Raw genomic sequence first — 22465 nt, 5'->3', positions numbered from 1 at the left:
TCACTTCAACAGATTGTAATACTTCATAGTATTAATTTCTCTCGTATATTTATCTTTAAACAGTTGATGTGCGCGCTCACCCATCTCGTGCAATTCCTTACTCGAGTGAGTGTTGATGAAGTTATAAATGGCATGTGCATCGCCATTATCAATTTGGATACCCGCATCATATTGTTCAACATGTTGAACGATATCAGATTGCTTATCCATGATGAGTACCAACGGTTTCTTAGCTGCAAGGTAGCCATAATTCTTGCTCGGAACGCCTAAACCGACGCCTTCTTTAATCAGCGATGCAATACATACATCCGCAATTTTTAATACGTCAGCATAGTCTGTACCTGTTAAAAACTCAAACATTTTAACATTTTCAATACGATGGTCTTCTATTGCCGTTTTGACATCTGCAAATTTCTTACCATGACCACAAAGTATTGTTAACGTTTGAGGCTGATCCTTATTTAATTTTAAAAATGAGATAAGTGTCTCCATATCCTGTAACTGCCCCATATTACCGCTATACAATAAAATTTTGTCGTATTGCTCACGGTAAGCTTTAAATGTGTCATTATAGATACGATTGTCTTGTAATTGACGCATGTCATACCAGTTAGGAATCACATGGATATTGTCAGCATTTTTAGAAATTTGATGATTTAGTAAGTAGTTTTTCATTTCCGTACCAAGGACAATGACATTTTCAGCATTCTTGTAGACATGTCTATTAATGTAACGCATCAGCTTATCAATCATGCTACCTGGACGAGTTGCACCTGTCTTAATCGCATTATCAGGTGCTATATCATACACCACAAAAGAATATTTTTTCTTAAGCAGTCTGTGTAAAACGTCTGGTATTAATGGCAAGATTGGTGGATTAGAGTAAACAAGAATCTGATCATATTTCAACATTTTAGGTATATTAATCACGAATTTTGAAAATAAACTAAAGAAATTGATGATCCTTCCAACCTTACTTTTGTTATTAAACCTCGAATACTTGAGACGTCGAATGCGAATTCCACGATGCATCTCGGTTTTAGAAACCTGTTTATGATTACTATATTCATATGGCCATCCACACATGACATCGACATTAATGTGATTCGCAATTAAATCTTCCGCCAATTGAGTTGGTAACGTCGCAGAAGATACATATTCCGGATAAAAATACTGACATAAAATCAAAATCTTTTTTTCACTCATCTAATCGACGTCCTTTTTATTAATGAATTTAGACTTTAAACCTATAATATTTAAAATCACATACTTAATAATGTTGCTGAACAGCGTTGTCCAAAAGAATCCATTTAGACCAAACGCAATTGTCATTAAAATAGTTATGAATATAAATGTAATCGTGTGAAGCGTCATATAATTCGCTTGTAATGTTATTGATGCGTGTTTTGTATTTAAAGTTTGGATCATAATACTCACTGCATTGAATAAAACACCTATATTACCTAAAATAATAAACTTCGAATATAAACTTGAATCAATGTTATACAGTAAAGAGACAATAATTAATGTAATTGGATAACATATAATCATGACTAAACATAGTGCAGCTATAGCAAATAGATTAGTTTTCAAATATTGCTTCTTTATATTGTCGCTTTCATTTACAGAAATATATGAAAGTACTACATTATTAATCGGATACAGAAATGTAGCTAACATTTTCCCAATAAATGTTGAAAGAAATGATATAGTTACAGCTGTTCCACCTATAATTGGTAATAAGATTAATCTATCTAAGTAGAGATTCAAATTATTAAGGCTATTTGTACTCAGTAGCATCACATAATCTTTGACCACATTATTATCTTCACTTTGATACTCGCCTATAGTTAATCCCCGTAATTTAACCAATGTATATATCGTTGCAAACAATTCACTGGTAATAAAACAAACAATCCAGTTTTGGATTAAATAATATAGAAATAGTCCTATCAGCAAACCTAAAAATTGAATAAGAGCAATATACAAAATCTGATTATATTTTAAAGTCATCCTAAAAAATACATTCAGATAAATCCTTAAACACATTAAAATATTAAGTAGAATTAAAAAGATAATATCGATGGTGTTCAAATTAAAAAAGTAAAGAAATACAATAATTAAAGCTATACTCTCAATCAGAATTGAAATTAAAAGTATCGACACAAATTTCCAGTAGTAATGATTGGATTTGTATAGATTCATATTAATTAATCGTATATTGTTAAGCGTATTGCCTAATACAACACTCGTGATTGTTATTATTGTATAAATCGTTAAAATAGAACCAAACGCTTCATTACCTACTCGTTGATTAATAATTGGATAAGCTAAAAATTGTAATCCTAAAGCTATAAGCAACGTACCAATTATTGTCTTTACGCTATCCATAATAAAAACTTTCTTAACCATGATGACGCCGTCCTTTTGTAATAAAATAGAACAACACAAACCAAAATTCACTTACAACTAAATAATTTGAACTAAACATTAATAATGTGATTGGATAGATTGCTATAAACATAACGAGTAAATCTATAGTGTTTGGATCATAGTTCCTAATCATTTTATAAACTAGTAGCAAAATGCAAATCATTATGATAAAAAACCCTAATAAGCCAAATGATAGAATCAACTCAATAATGATGTTATGTGGTATATTTCCGATTAGTTTATAATAGTTAAATGGCCCATAGCCTAATAACGGACTTTGTTGAATAAAGTAAATACCTTTTTCATAAATCGGTCCTCTTCCAGAAGTACCTTCTAAATTAAGTGTTCCACCTTGTAGATATGAAAATGTTCTAGTATTCGAACCTTTTGTAAAAAGAAAGTAAATCAATACACTAGATATGCTTAATGCAAAAATATACATAATGCTTTTTACTGCAATAGGTATTCCTCTTTTAAACGTAATAAGTATAAATGCAAATAAGCCGTAAAGAATTAATAAAATAGCACCTCCACGCCCTCCTGGTATAAACACAATAGGGATATCAATTATTGTAAATAGAACATATATCCACTTATGTTTCACTGAACCTTTCATAATGAAATAAATGCCTAATCCGGCAGTAAATGCTGAAAGGTACGAAGCGTTTTGATAGTTCATAAGTCCAAAATTGATATAGCTAGGTATCTCACCTGTAAGTTTTGGTATTAAAATTACAAAAATAAATGAAATAGAAAATATGAAAAATACTAATTTAAAAAATCTTTCTACCGTAGCCTTGTTTATATATTTAATATAAATACCACTAATTGCCGCTGGAACTGCCCATGTTAAAAAGAATAGAATATTATTTTTAGCTAGTTTCTCTTCCTTATCTGGTGAAAAATAATAAAAAGCTAGATAAAGCAAACATATAGCAATTAATAATATTAACCCTCGCGGAATTTCTTGCGTGACAATTATCTTATAAATAGCAAACACCGTAGTAATTAATGCTATACCAACCATGGTTGAGTAATACACCGGCTCTATAGGGAACCCTAATACTTCTTTAGTAAATGTAGAGATTACTATAAATATGTTCATGCTGATAATTGCACAAAGTACAAAAAATTTCATAGTTTACCTCTCTTTAAAATTTATATAATTCTACTAATCGTTCACTTTCTATTTGCCAATTCAAAATTTTAGACGCCTTAATTGCATTTTGACGTAAATGATTAAACAAATCGTGATTATCTCTTAATTTTCTAACCGCCTTTTCAATTTCTAACGGCGTAACTTCCTTTAAAACAATGCCAAATTTATATTTTTCATTGAGATAAATATGCTCTTTGACAGGAGATAAAATTACTGGTAAACCAGCATGTATACATTCAAAAATTTTATTAGATACTGTATATTCAAAATTAATAGATACAGGTTTCGTCAAGATAACACCAACATTACTTTCTGCTAACTTATCAACCAATTCTTTTACTTCAACTGGTTTATCCAACCTAATATTTTCCGAGTTATAACTAATCAGTTCTTTTATCACTTCTTCATGCGGACCAAACCCTCGAATTATGAATGAAGGAGCATTTTGTTTAAAAGCTGATGAAGCAATAATAAACTCTTCATATCCTCTGTCCATTACAATTTGACCTTGATATACGATTTCTTTAAAGTTTTCGATTTCTTTAAATTCTCTGCTATCATTTAAAATAGGTGCATTCGTAATAACATTCGCTTCCTTCTTATATCCTTTAGATTGATAATATTCTTTTGCTGCATGACTTACTGTTACGAAGGCATTAACACGATGTTTTACTATGTGTTTTTCTATACTTTCTACAAACTTTGAAATAAGTGGAACTTTATTAATAAAGGCATTTTTCGCATATATTTCATGCGCATCATAAACAATATTAGCTTTTTTATAATTGCTTAAATAGACCATTAATAATACGTCGAAATCATTTGCATGAATCACGTCAGGTTTAAAAGCTTTAATTTCTCGGATAACACCTGTTGCAAATCTTATACGCTTAATTAATTTAGAAAGAATATTTTTGGGATCTACCTTGCTACCTAACAAACGATAATTACAATCTAAATTTTCCAATCGCCTATTAGTAGCTTGTGAATTATTCATTCCAACAATTTTATAATCATTCGTAACGCCTTTAATTGTTTCTATTTGTTTAAGTACCCTTGGGTCTTGAACAATATTACTCGATACAATATTTAAAATTCTCATATCATTAAGTATCCTTTTTATTTAAATATTCAACCGAAAATCCTTTTAGTTTGTCAGGCGTTTTCTCCCACCACTTGCTTTCCAAAAGTTTTTCAATTGTTTTATTGTCAAATCGCTTCTTAATCACTTTTGCAGGAACCCCACCAACAACCTCATATGCTCCTACATTTTTAGTAACAACTGAGCCGGCTGCTATGACTGCACCAGTATTTATTGTTAATCCATCCATAATAATTACATTTGCACCAATCCACACATCATTTTTAATTGTTGTACGGCTTGGTTGGTCATTAAAGTCTATAAACTTTTGCTTTATGTTAAATGGATTATTATTAGAATAAAAAATCGGTGATGAGCTAAAAAAGTGTGTAGGATGTTTTCCTAACCCAATTTTTACATCCGAAGATATCGAACAATATCTTCCTACTTCTACATTATTAAAATCACTACCAAATCCAATATAACTGTATTCACCAATGTGAGAATTCCTGATTTTACACCATCTATCTATATAGTTATTGCCATCAAATTTTGAGTTTGTAATATACGCCAAGCGATGAATCTTAACATTCGATTCTTTAGAGGACTGGTTTTTCAGCAAACCAATTATCTTTTCAATCGCTATCCTCATCGTCATTTCCTCCAAGTATTTCGATTGATAATATCTTTATAGCTTTGAATAATTTTAACTACCTTTGTCGAAACGTTAGTGTCTTTATAATCAATAGCATCAATCATCGGTTCGTTATTGTTTTGCATCTCTCTTGCTAGTTCAACGGATTGGATTAGATTGTTATAGGTAATACCACCTACAATAACCGTACCTTTATCTAGTACTTCCGGTCTTTCTGTGGAAGTTCGAATAAGGACACCAGGGAACTTCAAAATAGACGACTCTTCTGACAATGTTCCACTATCTGATAGCACAACAAATGCATCTTTTTGCAATGCATTATAATCAAAGAAACCAAATGGCTTTAACTGTTTAACTAATGGATCAAATTCAAATTTACTTTCTTCAATTTTCTTCCAACTTCTTGGATGCGTTGAATAAATCACAGGCATTTTATACTTTTTGGCAATATCATTTATCGCATTCATTAATGATTTAAAATTCTTTTCATTATCGATATTCTCTTCTCTATGCGCAGATACTAAAATGTATTGTTGCGGTTCTAATCCTAGTTTATTTAAAACGTCACTGTGATTAATTTTATCTCGATGCGCTTCTATCACTTCTGTCATCGGTGATCCTGTCACAAAGATATTCGCTTTATTGAAGCCTTCATCTAATAAATACCGTCTGCTATGTTCTGTATAAGGTAGATTCACATCACTGACATGGTCAACAATTTTACGATTGATTTCTTCAGGTACATTCTGATCAAAGCATCTATTACCCGCTTCCATGTGGAACACAGGAATCTTTAATCGTTTAGCAGATACTGCTGCTAAACAACTATTTGTATCACCAAGAATTAAAAGTGCATCTGGTTGTTCGCGTAATAAAACGTCATATGTCTTCGCAATAATATTCCCCATCGTTTCTCCAAGGTTACTTCCAACTGCCTCTAAGTAGTGGTCCGGTTGTCTTAATTCCAAATCATCAAAGAAAATTTGATTCAATGTATAATCATAATTTTGACCAGTGTGTACTAATATCTGATTAAAATATTGATCACATGCTTTAATCGTTGATGATAAACGAATGATTTCAGGCCTTGTACCAACTATTGTCATTAATTTCAGTTTTTCCATGCGCTATACCTCCAAGAAATACGTATCTGGCTGATTTGGATCAAACATTTCATTCACCCACATAATAGTTACCATATCTGTGTCGCCTAAATTTTCAATATTATGTGTGTATCCTACTGGTATGTCTACAACTTCTAATTTATCGCCAGAAACGTAATATTCAATGATTTCATCATCATTAACATGTCTAAAACGAATTACCCCTTTACCTGATACGACTAGAAATTTTTCGTTTTTAGTATGGTGCCAGTGATTACCTTTAGTAATACCTGGTTTAGAAATATTTACAGAAACTTGACCACGATCCGGTGTTTTTATAAATTCTGTAAAAGAACCCCTATCATCCACATTCATAAGTAAGGGATAACTAAAGTCTGTACTAGGTAGATAGCTTAAATACGTACTATACAAATCTTTTTCAAACAAGTTATCTAATTTCGGCAATGTTCGATCGAGACGTGACTGTTTGAACTTGTATAATAAATCTACAATTTCTCCCAATGTCACTTTAAATACGTTTGGTACTGTAGGTACACCATTTTCAATCGTTGGAGTTCCTTCAATAGCACGCTTTATTTCAGCGACGATATCATCCACGTAGTTTAGCGTTAGTTCAACATTCCGATCATTAACTTGAATCTCTTCGTTACGTGCAATTTTGTAACAAAATGTTGCTATCACTGAGTTATAATTCGGCTTACACCACTTGCCGAATAAATTTGGCCAGCGATAAATATAAACCGTATTGCCATACTCTTCGGCATACTCTCTTAATAGCTGTTCCCCTTGCAACTTACTCTCACCATAAGGATTATCTTGTGTTGCTTGTATTGAAGACGATAATAATATCGCTGGCTTTTTCGTATTTCTAGTTAATATATCAAGTACATGATCTAAATAACTCACGTTTCCTAAGCTGAATTCTTTGTAATGTTCAGGTCGATTAACACCCGCTAAATGCACGATAAAGTCTGCTTTCAACAATGCTGACTCTAATTCTTCCTCTTTAGTTTGTCGATGTACTTCGAAAATATGATGATCTGTCGTTGATGTTAAATCTGCTTTCAAGTTTTTTCCTACAAAACCTTTTGCTCCTGTAATTACAATATTCAACGTCAATCTCTCCTATCTCATTGAAGCTTTATAATCATTCAATTCGTTTCTAACATATTCTAGTGTTAAAAGTTTTTCTTTTATCTCTTCCACCGTTAAAATATGTGTATTATCGGAGTTATATTCATAAGATTGCGTAATCTTTTCGTTACCGGTTTCAACATAATTACTATAATTTAAATCTCTGGAGTCTGCCGGCACTCTAAAATAATCACCCATATCTTCACATTGTGCGTATTCTTCTCTCGTCAACAATGTTTCTGCTTTTTTCTCTCCATGTCGCGTACCAATGATTTCAATTGCATTATCAGCTTCAAACAATTCTAATAATGCGGTCGCAAGATCCCCTACCGTTGAGCTTGGTGCTTTTTGAACCATAATATCTCCTGTCTCTGCATGCTTAAATGCATGAACAACTAGTTCTACCGCATCTTCTAAGCTCATTAAAAATCTTGTCATATCAGGATCTGTAATCGTTAAAGGTTCTCCAGCTTTGATTTTGTCGATAAACAAAGGTATTACTGATCCTCTTGAAGCCATCACATTACCGTATCTTGTACCACAAATAAGCGTTTGTTCACTACGAATATTTCTTGATTTGGCTACGAATACTTTTTCCATCATTGCTTTTGAAATACCCATAGCATTAATAGGATACGCTGCCTTATCTGTAGATAAACATATGACTTTTTTAACATTTTGATGAATAGCACTTTGTAAGACATTTTCTGTACCAATAATATTTGTCTTCACTGCCTCAACTGGAAAGAATTCACATGACGGCACTTGTTTTAAAGCTGCTGCATGGAATACGTAATCAACATCTCGCATTGCTGTTTCTACACTTTGACTATCACGCACATCACCAATGTAGAACTTTAATTTTGAATTATTATATTTTTTTCGAATGTCATCTTGTTTTTTCTCATCGCGTGAAAAAATACGAATTTCTTTAATATTAGAATCTAAAAACCGTTTCATAACAGCATTACCGAATGATCCTGTGCCCCCAGTAATTAATAAAATTTTGTCATCGAACATAATTATCTCCCTTTTTGCCATTGGCATAGTTAATAATTTTTTCTTTACTAAAGTCATTGACGATGTCTTGAATAATCGCTTCAACTTCATTACATTTCATATGTTGTACTTTGCCACGATAAATTTTTTCAAATACTTGTTCAGGATGAACCTCATCTTTATTCATAAGCTCTTCAAACATTTTTTCGCCGGGTCTAATCCCTGTATAAGTAATGCGTATGTCGTCTTCTTTTTTACCACTTAGCTTAATTAAATTACGTGCCAAATCTACAATTTTCACTGGTTCTCCCATATCTAGCACAAATACTTCGCCACCTTCTGCTAATGCCCCTGCCTGCAAAACTAGTCTAGAAGCTTCAGGAATTGTCATAAAGTAACGTGTCATTTCAGGATGTGTCACAGTAACTGGCCCACCTTCTTCAATTTGACTTTTGAAAAGTGGAATCACAGATCCTCTCGATCCAAGTACATTACCAAATCTCACTGCAACAAAATTTGTTCGATGCGTTTCATCATTTAAACTTTGAATAATCATTTCTGCAATTCGCTTTGAAGCTCCCATGACATTAGGCGGATTAACGGCTTTATCCGTAGAAATCATAACGAATTTCTTTACCTCTGCATTTTTAGCAGCTTCAGCAGTATTTTTCGTACCTAAAATATTATTATGTACTGCTTCTTCAGGGTTGTCTTCCATTAACGGCACGTGCTTGTGTGCTGCTGCATGATAAACTGCGTATGGTTTATACGTTTCCATAATTTCAAACATACGCGCTCTATTTTGCACATCCGCTATAATAGGAACGATATCAACATTTTTTCCGAAGCGATTTCGCAATTCACGATTGATTAAATAAATACTGTTTTCACCATGGCCAAGTAGAATAATACGTTCTGGATAGAAATTACAAACTTGTCTACAAATTTCTGATCCTATTGAACCACCTGCACCCGTAACTAAAATAGTTTTATTCGTCAATTCATTTGATATCATATCCATATCTAATTCAACAGGATCTCTGCCTAGTAAATCTTCTACTTCAACTTTTTTCAGTTGATTCACTTCTAACTCACCAGACATGACGTCTTCTATATTTGGCATTTTCAATAACTCAACGCCATCCATATGGCAAATATTATTAATTTCTTTCAAACGCTCTTGACCAATAGTTGGAATTGCAATGATGATTTTTTTAATCTTATATTTCCTCACTAGTTCTGGAATATCCGCAATTTTACCTTGGACTTTTACACCCTCAGTAATTGTGATATTGCGTTTATGTTCGTCATCATCGACTGCTAATACCGGTTCAAGTTTCATTTCGTCACTTTTCAACATTTGTCTAATCAGCATTGAACCTGCTTGACCAGCACCAACAACTAAAGTTGGCTTCTTATTAAATGACTTACCTCCAAGGTATTTCCGATAAATACGCCAAAATAACCTTGAGCCACCTATTAAAATCAAGTGCATCATCCAAGTAATTAAATACAATCTAAAAAACGGTCTATTGCCTGTAACAATTGTCACGACCACCATCGTAATAACGATAGATGTCGTCACAGCTTTAACAATTAAAATCAATTCACTCACACTGGCATATTCCCACGCTCGATGATACATATTAAAAATAAATGCTGAAATATGATGCGATATGAATAGTGATATAGCTGCCAATATTAATAATTTGACAGAATATGTTTTGAAATACGGTTCTAAAATGTAATAACTTACGAATACTGAAAATGTCACTATCAGTGAATCGATTAATGCTAGTATTAAAAGCCGCAATTTCACAGATAAATGTGCCATAAAACCCCTCATTTGCTGTTTATAACCCAAACCATCTTTTCTGTTTATAATCTTGTTGTGGCATTCGTTTAGGAATTTTTTTATCATCAACAACTAACTTCGCATTACTAATAAATCCGTTCATATCTTCATAATAATCACGTAATTTCTTATCATTAAATAAGTCTTTCATTAAGAACGGTCTGATTTCTGTGTTATGCGCATCTGAACCGATGAAATGTGTCAGATTGTTTTCAATCATTTGAATTGCTAATTTTCTAATTTTTTTACCGGAAATACCCGCTAATGACGCCGTTGTCACTTGACTTAAAGCACCTTTGTTAATTAAATCGTATAGTATGTCAAGGTTTTGACTTATTGCTTTATTCCGCTCTGGATGTGCAATAATCGGTACAAAGCCTTTACTCTGTAATTCGAAAAATAATTGATCAGTATAGTGTGGAACTTCATTTGATGGAAATTCTATTAGTAAATAGCGTGAATCATTAATACCGGTAATAACTTTTCGATCAATATCATTAAGGATTTGATCGGTAATTCTTATTTCCTGACCATAATAAAACTTTAGATTTAGTGCTTGTACTTCCTCTAAGCTTTCAATATGGTTTAAACATGATTTCACTTTTTCTATAGGTGTGGTATATCGAGGATGTAAGTGATGTGATGTTACAATGATTTCTGTAACACCTTGTGTTGTCGCTTGTTTTAAAAGATCCATCATCTCTGTTTCATTTGTCGGACCGTCATCGATATTAGGCAATATATGGTTATGAATATCAATCATACTTATTCATCTCCATAATAGTGATAATAACTAGAAGATTTATCGACCTTTGTCTTGTTCAAAATGACACCTAGAATGTTACTGCCTGCTTTTTCCATAAGTGCTTTTGCTTTTTTAACTTCATTTTTATCATTTTTTTCACTATCAATTACTAACAGACTATCTTTAATAGCACGCGCATATAGTTGTGCATCAGTCACAGTATTAACTGGCGGTGTATCGACAATAATAATGTCGTAACGTTTATTAAACAGATCAACTAATTCTTTGAACCTTTCAGACCCAATTAACTCAGATGGATTTGGAGGTACAGGGCCAGCTGTTAGCAAATCTAAATTTTCAATTTCTGTCGACGTAATTGCTTCTGACATAGTCGTTCGACCAATGATTAAGCTTGATAGTCCATTATTATTTTGCTCATTAAAAATATAGTTTTGTGTTGGCTTACGCATATCGCCATCAATAACTAATGTCTTATAGCCTGCTTGTGCATAAGTAATCACTACATTCGATACAACTGTACTTTTACCTGCACCAGGCTTTTCAGAAGTAACCAATAAGCGCTTTACTTCACCATTTGCTTTTGAAAACATGATGTTTGAACGTATACCTCGAAACTTTTCACTAATTGTTGATTTTGGTTTTTCATATACAAATAGTGTTGTTGTCGTATTTTCCTTTTTTGACATAAGTAGCAACCATCCTTAATTAAATTTTTGAATTGAACCCAATACAGGCAATCCTAATTCTTTCTCTACATCTTCTTCATCTTTAATTCGCTTATCGAAAATTACTTTGAAGAAGATATATATAAGCGCGACAACTAATCCTAAAAAGAATGCACCGATTAGATTCACTACAGTTTTTGGTGCGACTTTAACTGCTGTACCGTCTGCTTTAGATAAAATTGATACGTTATCCACACTCATAATCTTCGGAATTTGTTTACTTGTAACTTTAGCGAAGCTATTCGCAATTTTTTCCGAATCTTGTTTATGACCACTTTTAACTTGGATGTTGATAAGTTGCGTATTTTCTTGGTTTGTAATTGTCAACATACTCGACAATTTAGATGGTGAATACTTATCATTTAAGTCCTTTGACACCTCATCTAAAATTCTAGGACTTTTAACAATTTCTTTATACGTATTTACAAGTTGAATATTACTTTGAACCTCTTGTGCCATAAACTGAGGATTGTCACCCTTAGTTTGATTCACTAAGATTTGAGTATTAGCTTGATATTTAGGTGATAAGACGAAAAATGTAACAATAGCGCTAATAATTAAAAATAATAGCGGTAAAATAATTAAAATCTTCAAGTTTTTTTGTAATACTTCTTTAATTTTTGTTAATTCTAATGTACTTTCCATTATTTACCTCCCTTAAAAATTTTCATTAAAATTGGTATTATATATATAGTATTTACATATTACATATCGTTTAAACAATTAATTACTTTTAAACCGCATTATTTACGCATATTCATTTATATGAAATTAAAAATAATTATACTCTAAAGTAGTAATAGTTTGCGAAATGAGTATCAATCTTAATATTTTCTTTATTTAAAAAAATGATTGTCTAGTTTGTATCTCTGAAGATTTGGCAATAAATAAAAGCCGATAACCGTAAAATGATTATCGACTTAAAGTTTATGTGGCATTTTTTACTTTTGTAATTTCAGGTGAGTTATATGATTATTATCAGATAGATTATTGCTTATAATCATATGATGTTTGAATGATATCTTTGATTTCACTGATTAGTGCTTCTTTAGGATTAGCAGTTGTACATTGATCTTCAAATGCGAGCTCTGCCATTCTATCAATTGATTCATTTAATTCTTCTTCAGACACACCTTGTGATTTCAAATTCATTTCAATTCCGACTGATTGACCTAATTCGTAGACAGCTTTAGCTAATGATTCTACGAGTGCTTCTGTCGTATTCCCTTTTAATCCTAAGAATTTGGCAATATCTGCATAATCTGTATCTGCTCTGAAGAACTCATATTTAGGGAATAATGCATGTTTTTGCGGGTCTTTGGCATTATAACGGATAATATGCGGTAGTAATATCGCATTCGCTCTACCATGCGGAATACCATATTCGCCACCAATTTTATGTGCAATTGAGTGTGCAATGCCTAAGAATGCATTTGCAAATGCCATACCAGCCAAAGTTGATGCGTTATGCATTTTCTCTCTTGAAACTTTATCACCCTTTTCAACAGATGATTTTAAATATTCGAACGTCAATTTAATCGCTTGTAGACTCAAACCTCTTGTATAGTCTGAAGCCATTACAGATACATATGATTCCATTGCATGCGTTAGTACATCCATTCCTGTATCTGCTGTAACGCTTTTTGGCACACTCATCACAAATTGAGGGTCAATAATTGCAACGTCAGGTGTTAAAGCAAAATCAGCCAACGGATATTTTACATTTGTTTCACTATCTGTGATAACTGCAAATGGTGTTACTTCTGAACCTGTACCTGATGTCGTAGGGATACAAATGAACGTCGCATTTTCAGGCATGCCTATTTTATAAGTACGTTTACCGATGTCTAGGAACTTTTGTTTAGCACCGAAGAATGATGTCTCAGGGTGTTCAAAGAACATCCACATTGCTTTTGCAGCATCCATCGCTGAACCACCACCAAGTGCAATGATTGTATCTGGTTGGAAATCAACCATCATTTCCAGACCTTTATATACTGTATTAGTTGATGGGTTCGGTTCGACTTCGCTAAATATTTTAATTTGAGGCTGTTCCGTTCTTTGTCTTAATACATTCTCAACTGTTTTTGTATAACCGAATTCTACCATACCAGGGTCACAGACAATCATCACTTTTTCAATCTTGTCCATTGTTGTTAGACTCATGATTGCATTTTCTTCAAAATAAATTTGAGCAGGCACCTTGAAAATTTGAGTATTATTACGTCGTTTAGCAATCGTTTTAATGTTTAATAAATCTGTCGCACTAACATTATGTGAAATTGAGTTTCTACCGTACGAACCACAACCTAATGTTAAAGACGGAATCAATTCGTTATACATATCACCAATACCTCCAACCGCTGATGGTGTATTTACAAGTACACGACAAGCTTTCATTCTTAGTCCAAAATCTTTTTGTAATGTTTCATCTTCTGTATGGATAACGGCTGTGTGTCCTAATCCACCAAAATGTAGTGTGTCTTCACAAATTTGAAATGCTTGTTTTGTAGATTGGGCTTTTACTAAGGCTAATACTGGAGATAATTTTTCACGAGATAACGGATAGTCTGAACCTACACCGCTAATTTCGGCTATGATAAGTTTTGTATTTTCGGGGACAGGTATACCTGCTAATTCAGCTATTTCAACTGCAGATTTACCGACAATATCAGGCTTAATACCTGTTTTTTGTTCATTCATAATTGCATTTTCTAAGCGTTGTAATTCATCTTTTTTAACAAAGTATGCTTGATGTGCTTTAAATTCATTAGTAACATCTTTATAAATTTCTTTATCAATGACTACAACTTGTTCAGAAGCACAAATCATACCATTATCAAATGTTTTTGAACCAATGATATCATTTACTGCACGTTTAATGTGTGCTGTTTTTTCAATGTAAGACGGCACGTTACCTGGTCCCACACCTAATGCCGGTTTGCCAGTTGAATATGCAGACTTAACCATGCCCGAACCACCTGTTGCTAGAACTAATGCAATACCTTTGTGATTCATTAATTGTTTTGTTGCTTCGATAGAAGGCACTTCAATCCACTGAATAATATCTTTAGGTGCACCTGCCTTCATTGCCGCTTCTAATACAACTTCTGCTGCACGCTTCGACGATTCTTGTGCACTTGGATGGAATGCAAAAATGATTGGATTTCCTGTCTTAATTGCAATCATCGCTTTAAAAATAGTTGTCGACGTAGGATTTGTTGTTGGCGTAACACCACAAATAACACCAATTGGTTCCGCTACATACGTTAATCCTTTTTCTTTATCTTCACCAATAATCCCTACTGTCTTATTGTCTTTTATTGAATTCCATATATATTCAGAAGCGTATAAATTTTTAATCGCTTTATCTTCGTATATACCTCTTCCAGTTTCTTCATGTGCTAATTTTGCTAGCACCATATGTTGATCAACAGCTGCTAAGCTCATTTGATGAACAATATGATCAATTTCTTCTTGTGACTTTTTAGATAATGCTTCTAATGCTTTTTTCCCTTTGTCAGCTAGAGCATCAATCATAATTGCCACTTCTTGTTCTTTCGATCCACGATTTTCTTTTTCAGGTATAGTTAACATATACAACCACTCCTTTATACTTTGTGAATTATTTCACAAACATTATAGTACATGTCTCTCAGGATATAAAGAAAATTCTATACAAAAAAGTTTAATTTCGAATATTATTTGAACAAATATCAAATTTTAAAATAAATGTTTTCATGAAATCATTGTTATTTCGGTGTTTTTAGAATGATTTTATAATCATAATTTTTTCAATGACATAATTTATTCATAATTTTATATTTAATTCTGAATATTCTTTAATAGCCTAAAAAGCTTGTTATATCGCACAAAACACAACATTAAAAGGTCCTTGTCGCTACCTATCAACAGATGTTACACAAAAAAACTCGAACTGAAATGATGATCTTTTCAGCTCGAGTTTTAAATATTGGTGCCTTATTTATATAGATTCGTTATATTATATTCTCTATTTTCATTAACATAATCCTTAAAGAGTTTTAAATTAATACCTGCTAGATGATTCAAAAATGTTTCATCGACTTTTAAATAATTCAATAATTTTTGTGGTGTCAGTATATTTCTATCAAAATACAACTTTAATAAACTATTCATTTTGACAGGACGTGACATTTCAATCACGTCGTCTAAAGGCTCTTTACTTTTATAGCCTTTTTTATTTAATGATGCCCAAAAATATCTGTACTGAGTACTAGACATTAGGCCTAGATAATAAGCTCTCATTGCAATTGCTTGTATAGAAACATACCATTTTTCTTTCAATACAGCTAAATAATCAGGATTTGATTTTTTGGTCATTTGATCAAAGTCTTTTTTAAACGCTTCTTCAGGTAGTAAAAATTCAGAGGCGAAAATATCTGCCTCATGTTCAATTGTCTTATATTCTTCAGGAGATAATAAGTCGAATTGAATATGACGATGTAGAACGAGATGTCCCAGCTCATGTGCAAGATCAAAATTCCTTCTAACTGCTACCCCCCTATTTGTACCCAGTATAATAAAAGGTGTCTGATCTTTACTCCAAAAACTATATGCGTCTATGCTATCATTAATTCGCTTTTCGTATATAACTATACCCGCTTTTTCAAGCATAAATAATAGTGCTTCGTTGCTTTCATCTTGAAGAATTTTAGCCCTCACAACTTTAGCAATTTCTTTTATGCTTTCTTTTTTATTTAGTGATTCTAAATTGCCATTCAACAATTCATCTAAATTATTTATTAAAGATAAAATAATATTATCCGGTATCGTTACAAAAGAAAATAAGTAGCTAGTTAAATTAGATAAATACATTGCTTGATAATATTGCTTATTTAATAGTTTCGTAGATACTTTATAATTTTTTGCTCTAAAAGCTATACTATGTTTATCGACAGAATTTATTAGGAGCTCTTCGGGCTGCTCGCTAATAAAGTAGCTAGATTTAACATTAAAAATAGATGTCATATCATAAATTTTACTAATTTCTGGCATCATATTTTTTGTTTCATATTGCCAAATTGCTTGTTCACTCACATTTATTTTTTCTGATAATTCTTTTCTACTTAGAGCATTAAGCTTTCTCACGTATTCTAAATTCTTGCCAATAAACATTAACTTCACCTTTCACTTTCAATCATATCGTTACCTTCATCGATACTGATACCAAATGCATGTTCCACATCTATGAGTTCTAACTCTCCATCGTTTTTAAGTACTTCTAACTCTTCTTCGTCAATATGATAATCTTCTCTTTCTACTATTACTTTTTCTATTAACTCTGTCAAATCATCAACCATAATTGCAGAATTTGTTTCTGGATTTGGTAACCATTGTTTGATTGCAGCTAATTGCTTTGATTCTTTATCAATACGATATGTAATAATTAAAAAATAAGAATTAATATCTCTATTACTGCCTTCTTTTATATTAAATAATATACTATCTGCAGTCATTTGATGCCCAATTTCAAAATCTTCTCCAACAGTACCAAAATTAATGTCCCTATTCTTAGCCATAAGTACCTCTAGGTAGTTTTTACTTTTTGGATTTTTATCAGCAACTAAACTCTTCCCTACGCTTACATTTTTTTCATCAAAGTAATCTTCATTTTTCAATATAAACATGATATTATTTTTCTCTTCATCTTTATTAAATATAAACTTTAAATACTTCCATGATGGTCCAGCATTTTCTTTAATATACTTAACAAAATTTTCCAAATGCTTAGCAACTTGACTTTCAATATGATTAGATTTAGTAAAGGCATAGGCATCACTAATCACCATACGTTTCTTGACTTCATTTCTCTCATTAACATAGTCCTTATATCCCGCGATAATTCCTTTAACAATAGATTCTCTTACTTCTTGTTTAATTGTTTCCAAATTAATCACTTCATAATATTAAGTTATATAAAATATAAGCCTCATTTTTTGTAAAATCAACATTTTTCTTAAAGTATATTGACGTTTAAGAGTGGTTAGTTTAAACAAAAACAAAAACTTACCCGATTAAAATCAAGTAAGTTTTTCATATATCCGTCACTTTTCAACTTTAAAATCAACAACTTGCGGGATACGCATCAAATTATTATTTGATAAAAAATCAATAAGTAATTGTGCGCCTTCAACTTGAATATCTTTCACAACTGGCGCGTCGATAAACATATCATACTGACCACCGCCAACTGCACGATAATTATTTACACAAATTGTATATGTCTGCTTTAAATCAACTGTGTGACCTTGAATCATCATATTGCTCACACGTTGTCCCTTTGGTCTTCCAACATGAATGGTATAACTTACGCCACCATATATATCATAATTAAAGTGTTGTGGTTTGGGTCCAAGGAAGTCTGCGCTCACACTTACTTCATCATTTTGCACGTCAAAATATTCTGCTGATCGTTCAATGGCTTCTTTAAGTTTGGCACCACTTACAGCTAAAACTTTAAATGTATTTGGAAATGGGTAATTGTTAATAACATCTCGCATCGTCACGACTTGCTTGAAACCACTAGCAGAATCAAACAAAGCTGTACAGGCAACATCTGCGTCACTTTTTTCTAATAAAGCGTAATTCATAAAATTAGTAAAAGGATGCGGTGCCACACGTGCCTCAAATGCATGATTAATCGTCATATCATATGGCAATGTAGTAATTTCGTAATCTAACCAGTCCTCTAACTGCTTTCGTAAATGTTGGTCATCTTCATCAATAGTAAATGTGGAATCATCTATAACAGGAAGTAATTCACATGATTCAACGGATACATTTTCATATTCATCAGTACTCAAGACAACTTTGCCTACAGTTGTACCTCTCGTACCAGGTTGAATCACAGCCGTTTGCTTAAATCTTTCAGCAATTTGTCGATGTTGGTGACCCGTAATAAAGATATCTATATCTTTAGAAAACGCTTCTAACATGGCATATCCTTCATTTTCACCCGTTAATACTTCGGTCGGCGTACCATTTTCTAAATCCTTTTCAAATCCACCATGGTAACAAACCACAATGATATCTGCATGTCGCTTCATTTCAGGTAAGTGTTGTTGAAGTGTTTCAAAAGCACTATGAAACGTAAGTGACTGAATATGCTCTGGTTGTTCCCAATGGGGAATAAATTGTGTCGTTAAACCTATCACACCAACCGTTTGATCTCCAACCTGAAAATACTGCACACCGTTATCAGTCAATGTACTATCATTTTCATAAATATTAGCGCACAAAACTGGATAATTGAGTCTGCGTAAAGTGTCTTTTAAGTATGGCAATCCATAATTAAATTCATGATTACCAAGCGTACCAAAGTCGAATGCCATTTGATTATAAAAATCAACTAAAGGCTGGCTACTGCCGCTATGCGCGATTAAGTAATTACAAAATGGTGACCCTTGCAAAAAATCACCATTATCTATTTTAAAACTTTGGTCATACTGCCTTCTGTCTTGTTCTATAACATGATTCGCTAGTAACAATCCCATAGGTTGATATTGATTTCTACTCGTAAAATCTGTTGGGAAAATATAACCATGTACGTCGCTCACGACATAAAATGCTATGTTTGACATCCTCACTCACTCCTTCAATCACAAACATCTTTCTTATTTCTATTATATATTTATTTGAAGTCTGTTGTAATCAAGGTTTTGTCACCGAGTTTTAAACGAATCTTTGAACCTTCCATACTTTCAAGTACTTTAGCATTGATCTTAATTGTAGCATTTCCGTTTTCATCTGCTTTAACTGTTGGCAAAGTACTGTAACCTGGTGGGTTATAATCGTTATCTTTACTTGAAAATTGTCCGATTTGACGTCCGCCTTCTTTGTAAATACCAACTCTAAGATTTTCAAGTGTTTGATTTGCTTCAAATCCTTTTAAATGTATTGTCACTTCAAATGGCTCATTTACAGAAACATTTTGCGGGATATCAAATGATATTTTTACGTTCTGATTTGGTGGCGTATGATCATCTGGTGTGTTTGGCTGAGGATCCGCGCCTTTTTCACTGCCATAACTACCTGCTTTAAATGTTGTTGGGTCATACCATTTATAACCACTCGGCGGTTGTGACCATGGCTCTTTTTCAGGCTCAGTTGAACGCTCTGGTCGTTCAAAATCAAGCAACTTAGTCTTTGTATCTAATGTTAGTCCACTCGCCTTAAGTGATTTCCCATCACTATCTTTAGACATCCAAGCCGTTATATTATTTAATAGCTTACCGTTGTCTTGTTCTTTAAAACCATCATATGTTTTCTTCTTTTCTCCATTATCTTCTCTTACATATTTGGGCGAACTATCTTCCACAAGTGATGAATCACCGATAAATGCTGCTTTACCTTTTCCAACTTTAGAAATTGCTACATAGGGGCCTTCTGCTTTACCGCCACCATTATAAATACCTTGATCTACAGCATGTGACCATTTACTTTTCGCTGGCAATTGTTCTGGTGTATACACAATACCTTTTGCTTTCTCTGGATTAGTAATTGCTAATGTCGATCCGGCATGCATAGAGACAGATTTCACACCTTCAGTAATACCGAAACTTTCTTTTGAAGAAACAATATTGCTCGTATTTAAATCACCTAGTGCATTATATCGAAAACGTACGCCAAAGTTTGTAGATAACCAATCTGAACTTTTCACACCTTGCATTGCAGTAGAGCTTTTTTCTTCTGCATTCATACCTTTCGACATATCTTCATATGCTCCACGTCGATAACCATTCATTGCCTCCGATGAATCAATACGATTTAAATTTCGGTCAGCATTGTAATGATCTGAAATAAAGACAACATTGCCACCTTGTTTCACATAGTTAACAATTGCTGCCTGTTCTGATTCTTTGAAAGGAATGTTAGCCTCAGGAATTACAAATATTTTGGAACTTTTCAAACTTGCTTCTGTTATGTTCGAATGACCATCAATAGCTTTAACGTCATAACCTTGTTTTTGTATTGAATCCGCATAATCTGAAAATGCACCATCACTAACCCAATCTGCAGCACCAGCTGTTTGACCATGAGAACGATCGAATAATACCGTTCGCTGTTGCTTTGTAGGTTGCGATTCATGCGTTATAGCTAAAGATTGCGGTAAAGCACTTAATGATACCGTTGCAACAATTGCAGAGACAGTTAATGACTTATATATTTTTTTCATTTTGTGAGGCTCCTTTTAAAATAAATTTGTTCTTGAATTATAGGATAAAAATTCGTTGCACATGAGCAATTTAACGAAAAGTTTACAAAATCTTATCAAACTCTTAAAGAAAGTTATTAAAATTCATTTTTATAAAATACTTTTTCACATTTAAATGTGGTACGCTATAAGTGTAATTTCATTGCATACATATTACACGATTAAGAATGTGAAGGGGACAGTTATCAAATGAAAAATTTTAAGTATTTATTTGTATTAATGTTAGCAGTCATTGTTTTTGCAGCAGCATGTGGAAACTCAAGTTCTTTAGATAATCAAAAGAACGCTAGTAATGATTCGGATTCTAAATCAGGAGGATACAAACCTAAAGAATTAACAGTACAATTTGTACCTTCGCAAAATGCTGGAACATTAGAGGCTAAAGCAAAACCATTAGAAAAATTACTATCTAAAGAATTAGGAATTCCAGTTAAAGTGTCTGTATCAACTAACTACAATACAATTGTTGAAGCTATGAAGTCTAAAAAAGTTGATGTTGGTTTCTTACCACCAACGGCATACACATTAGCACATGATCAAAAAGCAGCTGATTTATTATTACAAGCACAACGTTTTGGTGTAAAAGAAGATGGTTCAGCAAGTAAAGAACTTGTAGATAGTTATAAATCAGAAATTCTTGTTAAAAAAGACTCAAAAATTAAAAGCTTGAAAGATTTAAAAGGTAAGAAAATTGCCTTACAAGATGTAACATCAACTGCTGGATATACATTCCCACTTGCGATGTTAAAAAACGAAGCAGGTATTAATGCAACTAAAGATATGAAAATTGTGAATGTTAAAGGTCATGACCAAGCAGTTATCTCATTATTAAATGGAGATGTAGATGCTGCGGCTGTATTTAACGATGCACGTAATACTGTGAAAAAAGACCAACCAAATGTATTTAAAGACACACGAATTTTAAAATTAACACAAGCTATTCCGAATGACACAATTTCTGTAAGACCAGATATGGAAAAAGATTTCCAAGAAAAATTGAAAAAAGCTTTTATAGACATTGCTAAATCAAAAGAAGGTCACAAAATTATTAGCGAAGTTTATTCACATGAAGGATACACAGAAACGAAAGATTCAAATTTCGACATTGTAAGAGAGTACGAAAAATTAGTTAAAGATATGAAATAATCATTATCGAATTTGGTATTAAAAGCTTTCGTTCAATAGATATATTCTAGATAAATATTGAAAAGCTAGGCGCTAAACTGAAACAGATATAGAAAGGTGTCGCTGTACATTTGAAACCATTTGTACACAGAA

18 protein-coding genes are annotated in these 22465 nt (G+C 32.6%); 1 reads left to right on the top strand and 17 read right to left on the bottom strand.

Annotated elements, in window-relative coordinates:
• From cap8L to NSS86_RS13045, 17 genes are all read right to left on the bottom strand, one after another.
• Positions 1-1206 (bottom strand): type 8 capsular polysaccharide synthesis protein Cap8L, encoded by a 1206-nt coding sequence (gene cap8L, locus NSS86_RS13125; protein WP_001291020.1) that lies wholly within the window; start codon positions 1204-1206, stop codon positions 1-3.
• A complete protein-coding gene (locus NSS86_RS13120) occupies positions 1207-2412 on the bottom strand; it encodes a capsular polysaccharide biosynthesis protein (RefSeq protein WP_000239647.1) in 1206 nt (401 codons plus the stop codon).
• Positions 2405-3571 carry an O-antigen ligase gene (locus tag NSS86_RS13115; protein ID WP_000668175.1) on the bottom strand — a complete coding sequence of 389 codons (1167 nt, stop codon included), beginning with the start codon at positions 3569-3571 and terminating at the stop codon, positions 2405-2407. The genes NSS86_RS13120 and NSS86_RS13115 overlap by 8 nt, the downstream gene beginning before the upstream one ends.
• Positions 3572-3584: 13 nt before the next feature.
• Positions 3585-4694 (bottom strand): glycosyltransferase, encoded by a 1110-nt coding sequence (locus NSS86_RS13110; protein ID WP_001221646.1) that lies wholly within the window; start codon positions 4692-4694, stop codon positions 3585-3587.
• A 4-nt stretch (positions 4695-4698) separates the two neighbouring features.
• Positions 4699-5325 carry a CatB-related O-acetyltransferase gene (locus NSS86_RS13105; protein WP_001216898.1) on the bottom strand — a complete coding sequence of 209 codons (627 nt, stop codon included), beginning with the start codon at positions 5323-5325 and terminating at the stop codon, positions 4699-4701.
• A gap of 2 nt (positions 5326-5327) precedes the next feature.
• Positions 5328-6452, bottom strand: coding sequence for a type 8 capsular polysaccharide synthesis protein Cap8G (gene cap8G, locus NSS86_RS13100; RefSeq protein WP_000413171.1), 1125 nt, complete (start codon positions 6450-6452; stop codon positions 5328-5330).
• 3 nt (positions 6453-6455) lie between these two features.
• Positions 6456-7565, bottom strand: a complete 1110-nt coding sequence (cap8F, locus tag NSS86_RS13095) for a type 8 capsular polysaccharide synthesis protein Cap8F (protein WP_001028284.1) — start codon at positions 7563-7565, stop codon at positions 6456-6458.
• Positions 7566-7577: 12 nt separating this feature from the next.
• Positions 7578-8606, bottom strand: a complete 1029-nt coding sequence (gene cap8E, locus NSS86_RS13090) for a type 8 capsular polysaccharide synthesis protein Cap8E (RefSeq protein ID WP_000459062.1) — start codon at positions 8604-8606, stop codon at positions 7578-7580.
• A complete protein-coding gene (gene cap8D / locus NSS86_RS13085) occupies positions 8596-10419 on the bottom strand; it encodes a type 8 capsular polysaccharide synthesis protein Cap8D (protein WP_000940790.1) in 1824 nt (607 codons plus the stop codon). Before cap8D ends, cap8E begins: the two co-directional genes overlap by 11 nt.
• Before the next feature lie 19 nt (positions 10420-10438).
• Positions 10439-11203: a type 8 capsular polysaccharide synthesis protein Cap8C gene (gene cap8C, locus NSS86_RS13080; protein ID WP_000565304.1), complete on the bottom strand. Its 765-nt coding sequence runs from the start codon at positions 11201-11203 to the stop codon at positions 10439-10441.
• A gap of 2 nt (positions 11204-11205) precedes the next feature.
• Positions 11206-11892, bottom strand: coding sequence for a type 8 capsular polysaccharide synthesis protein Cap8B (cap8B, locus tag NSS86_RS13075; protein ID WP_339302278.1), 687 nt, complete (start codon positions 11890-11892; stop codon positions 11206-11208).
• A gap of 15 nt (positions 11893-11907) precedes the next feature.
• A complete protein-coding gene (capA, locus tag NSS86_RS13070; protein WP_000446299.1) occupies positions 11908-12576 on the bottom strand; it encodes a capsular polysaccharide type 5/8 biosynthesis protein CapA in 669 nt (222 codons plus the stop codon).
• Between the two features lie 342 nt (positions 12577-12918).
• Positions 12919-15528 (bottom strand): bifunctional acetaldehyde-CoA/alcohol dehydrogenase, encoded by a 2610-nt coding sequence (gene adhE, locus NSS86_RS13065; RefSeq protein WP_000955781.1) that lies wholly within the window; start codon positions 15526-15528, stop codon positions 12919-12921.
• Between the two features lie 384 nt (positions 15529-15912).
• On the bottom strand, positions 15913-17088 hold the full coding sequence (locus NSS86_RS13060; protein ID WP_000469833.1) for an XRE family transcriptional regulator: 1176 nt from the start codon (positions 17086-17088) through the stop codon (positions 15913-15915).
• Positions 17089-17093: 5 nt separating this feature from the next.
• Positions 17094-17861 carry a hypothetical protein gene (locus NSS86_RS13055; RefSeq protein ID WP_000447776.1) on the bottom strand — a complete coding sequence of 256 codons (768 nt, stop codon included), beginning with the start codon at positions 17859-17861 and terminating at the stop codon, positions 17094-17096.
• A 156-nt stretch (positions 17862-18017) separates the two neighbouring features.
• Complete coding sequence (locus NSS86_RS13050) at positions 18018-19553, bottom strand: bifunctional UDP-sugar hydrolase/5'-nucleotidase (protein WP_031764527.1); 1536 nt, start codon at positions 19551-19553, stop codon at positions 18018-18020.
• A 50-nt stretch (positions 19554-19603) separates the two neighbouring features.
• On the bottom strand, positions 19604-21148 hold the full coding sequence (locus NSS86_RS13045) for a hypothetical protein (RefSeq protein WP_000725608.1): 1545 nt from the start codon (positions 21146-21148) through the stop codon (positions 19604-19606).
• Between the two features lie 228 nt (positions 21149-21376).
• Here NSS86_RS13045 and NSS86_RS13040 point away from each other — a divergent pair, with 228 nt between their 5' ends.
• On the top strand, positions 21377-22333 hold the full coding sequence (locus NSS86_RS13040) for a phosphate/phosphite/phosphonate ABC transporter substrate-binding protein (protein WP_000787778.1): 957 nt from the start codon (positions 21377-21379) through the stop codon (positions 22331-22333).
• Positions 22334-22465 lie beyond the last annotated feature (132 nt).

The organism is Staphylococcus sp. FSL W8-0056 (genome assembly GCF_037963075.1).
Taxonomy (GTDB): Bacteria; Bacillota; Bacilli; order Staphylococcales; family Staphylococcaceae; genus Staphylococcus; species Staphylococcus aureus.
This window is presented reverse-complemented; position numbering and strand designations above follow the sequence as displayed.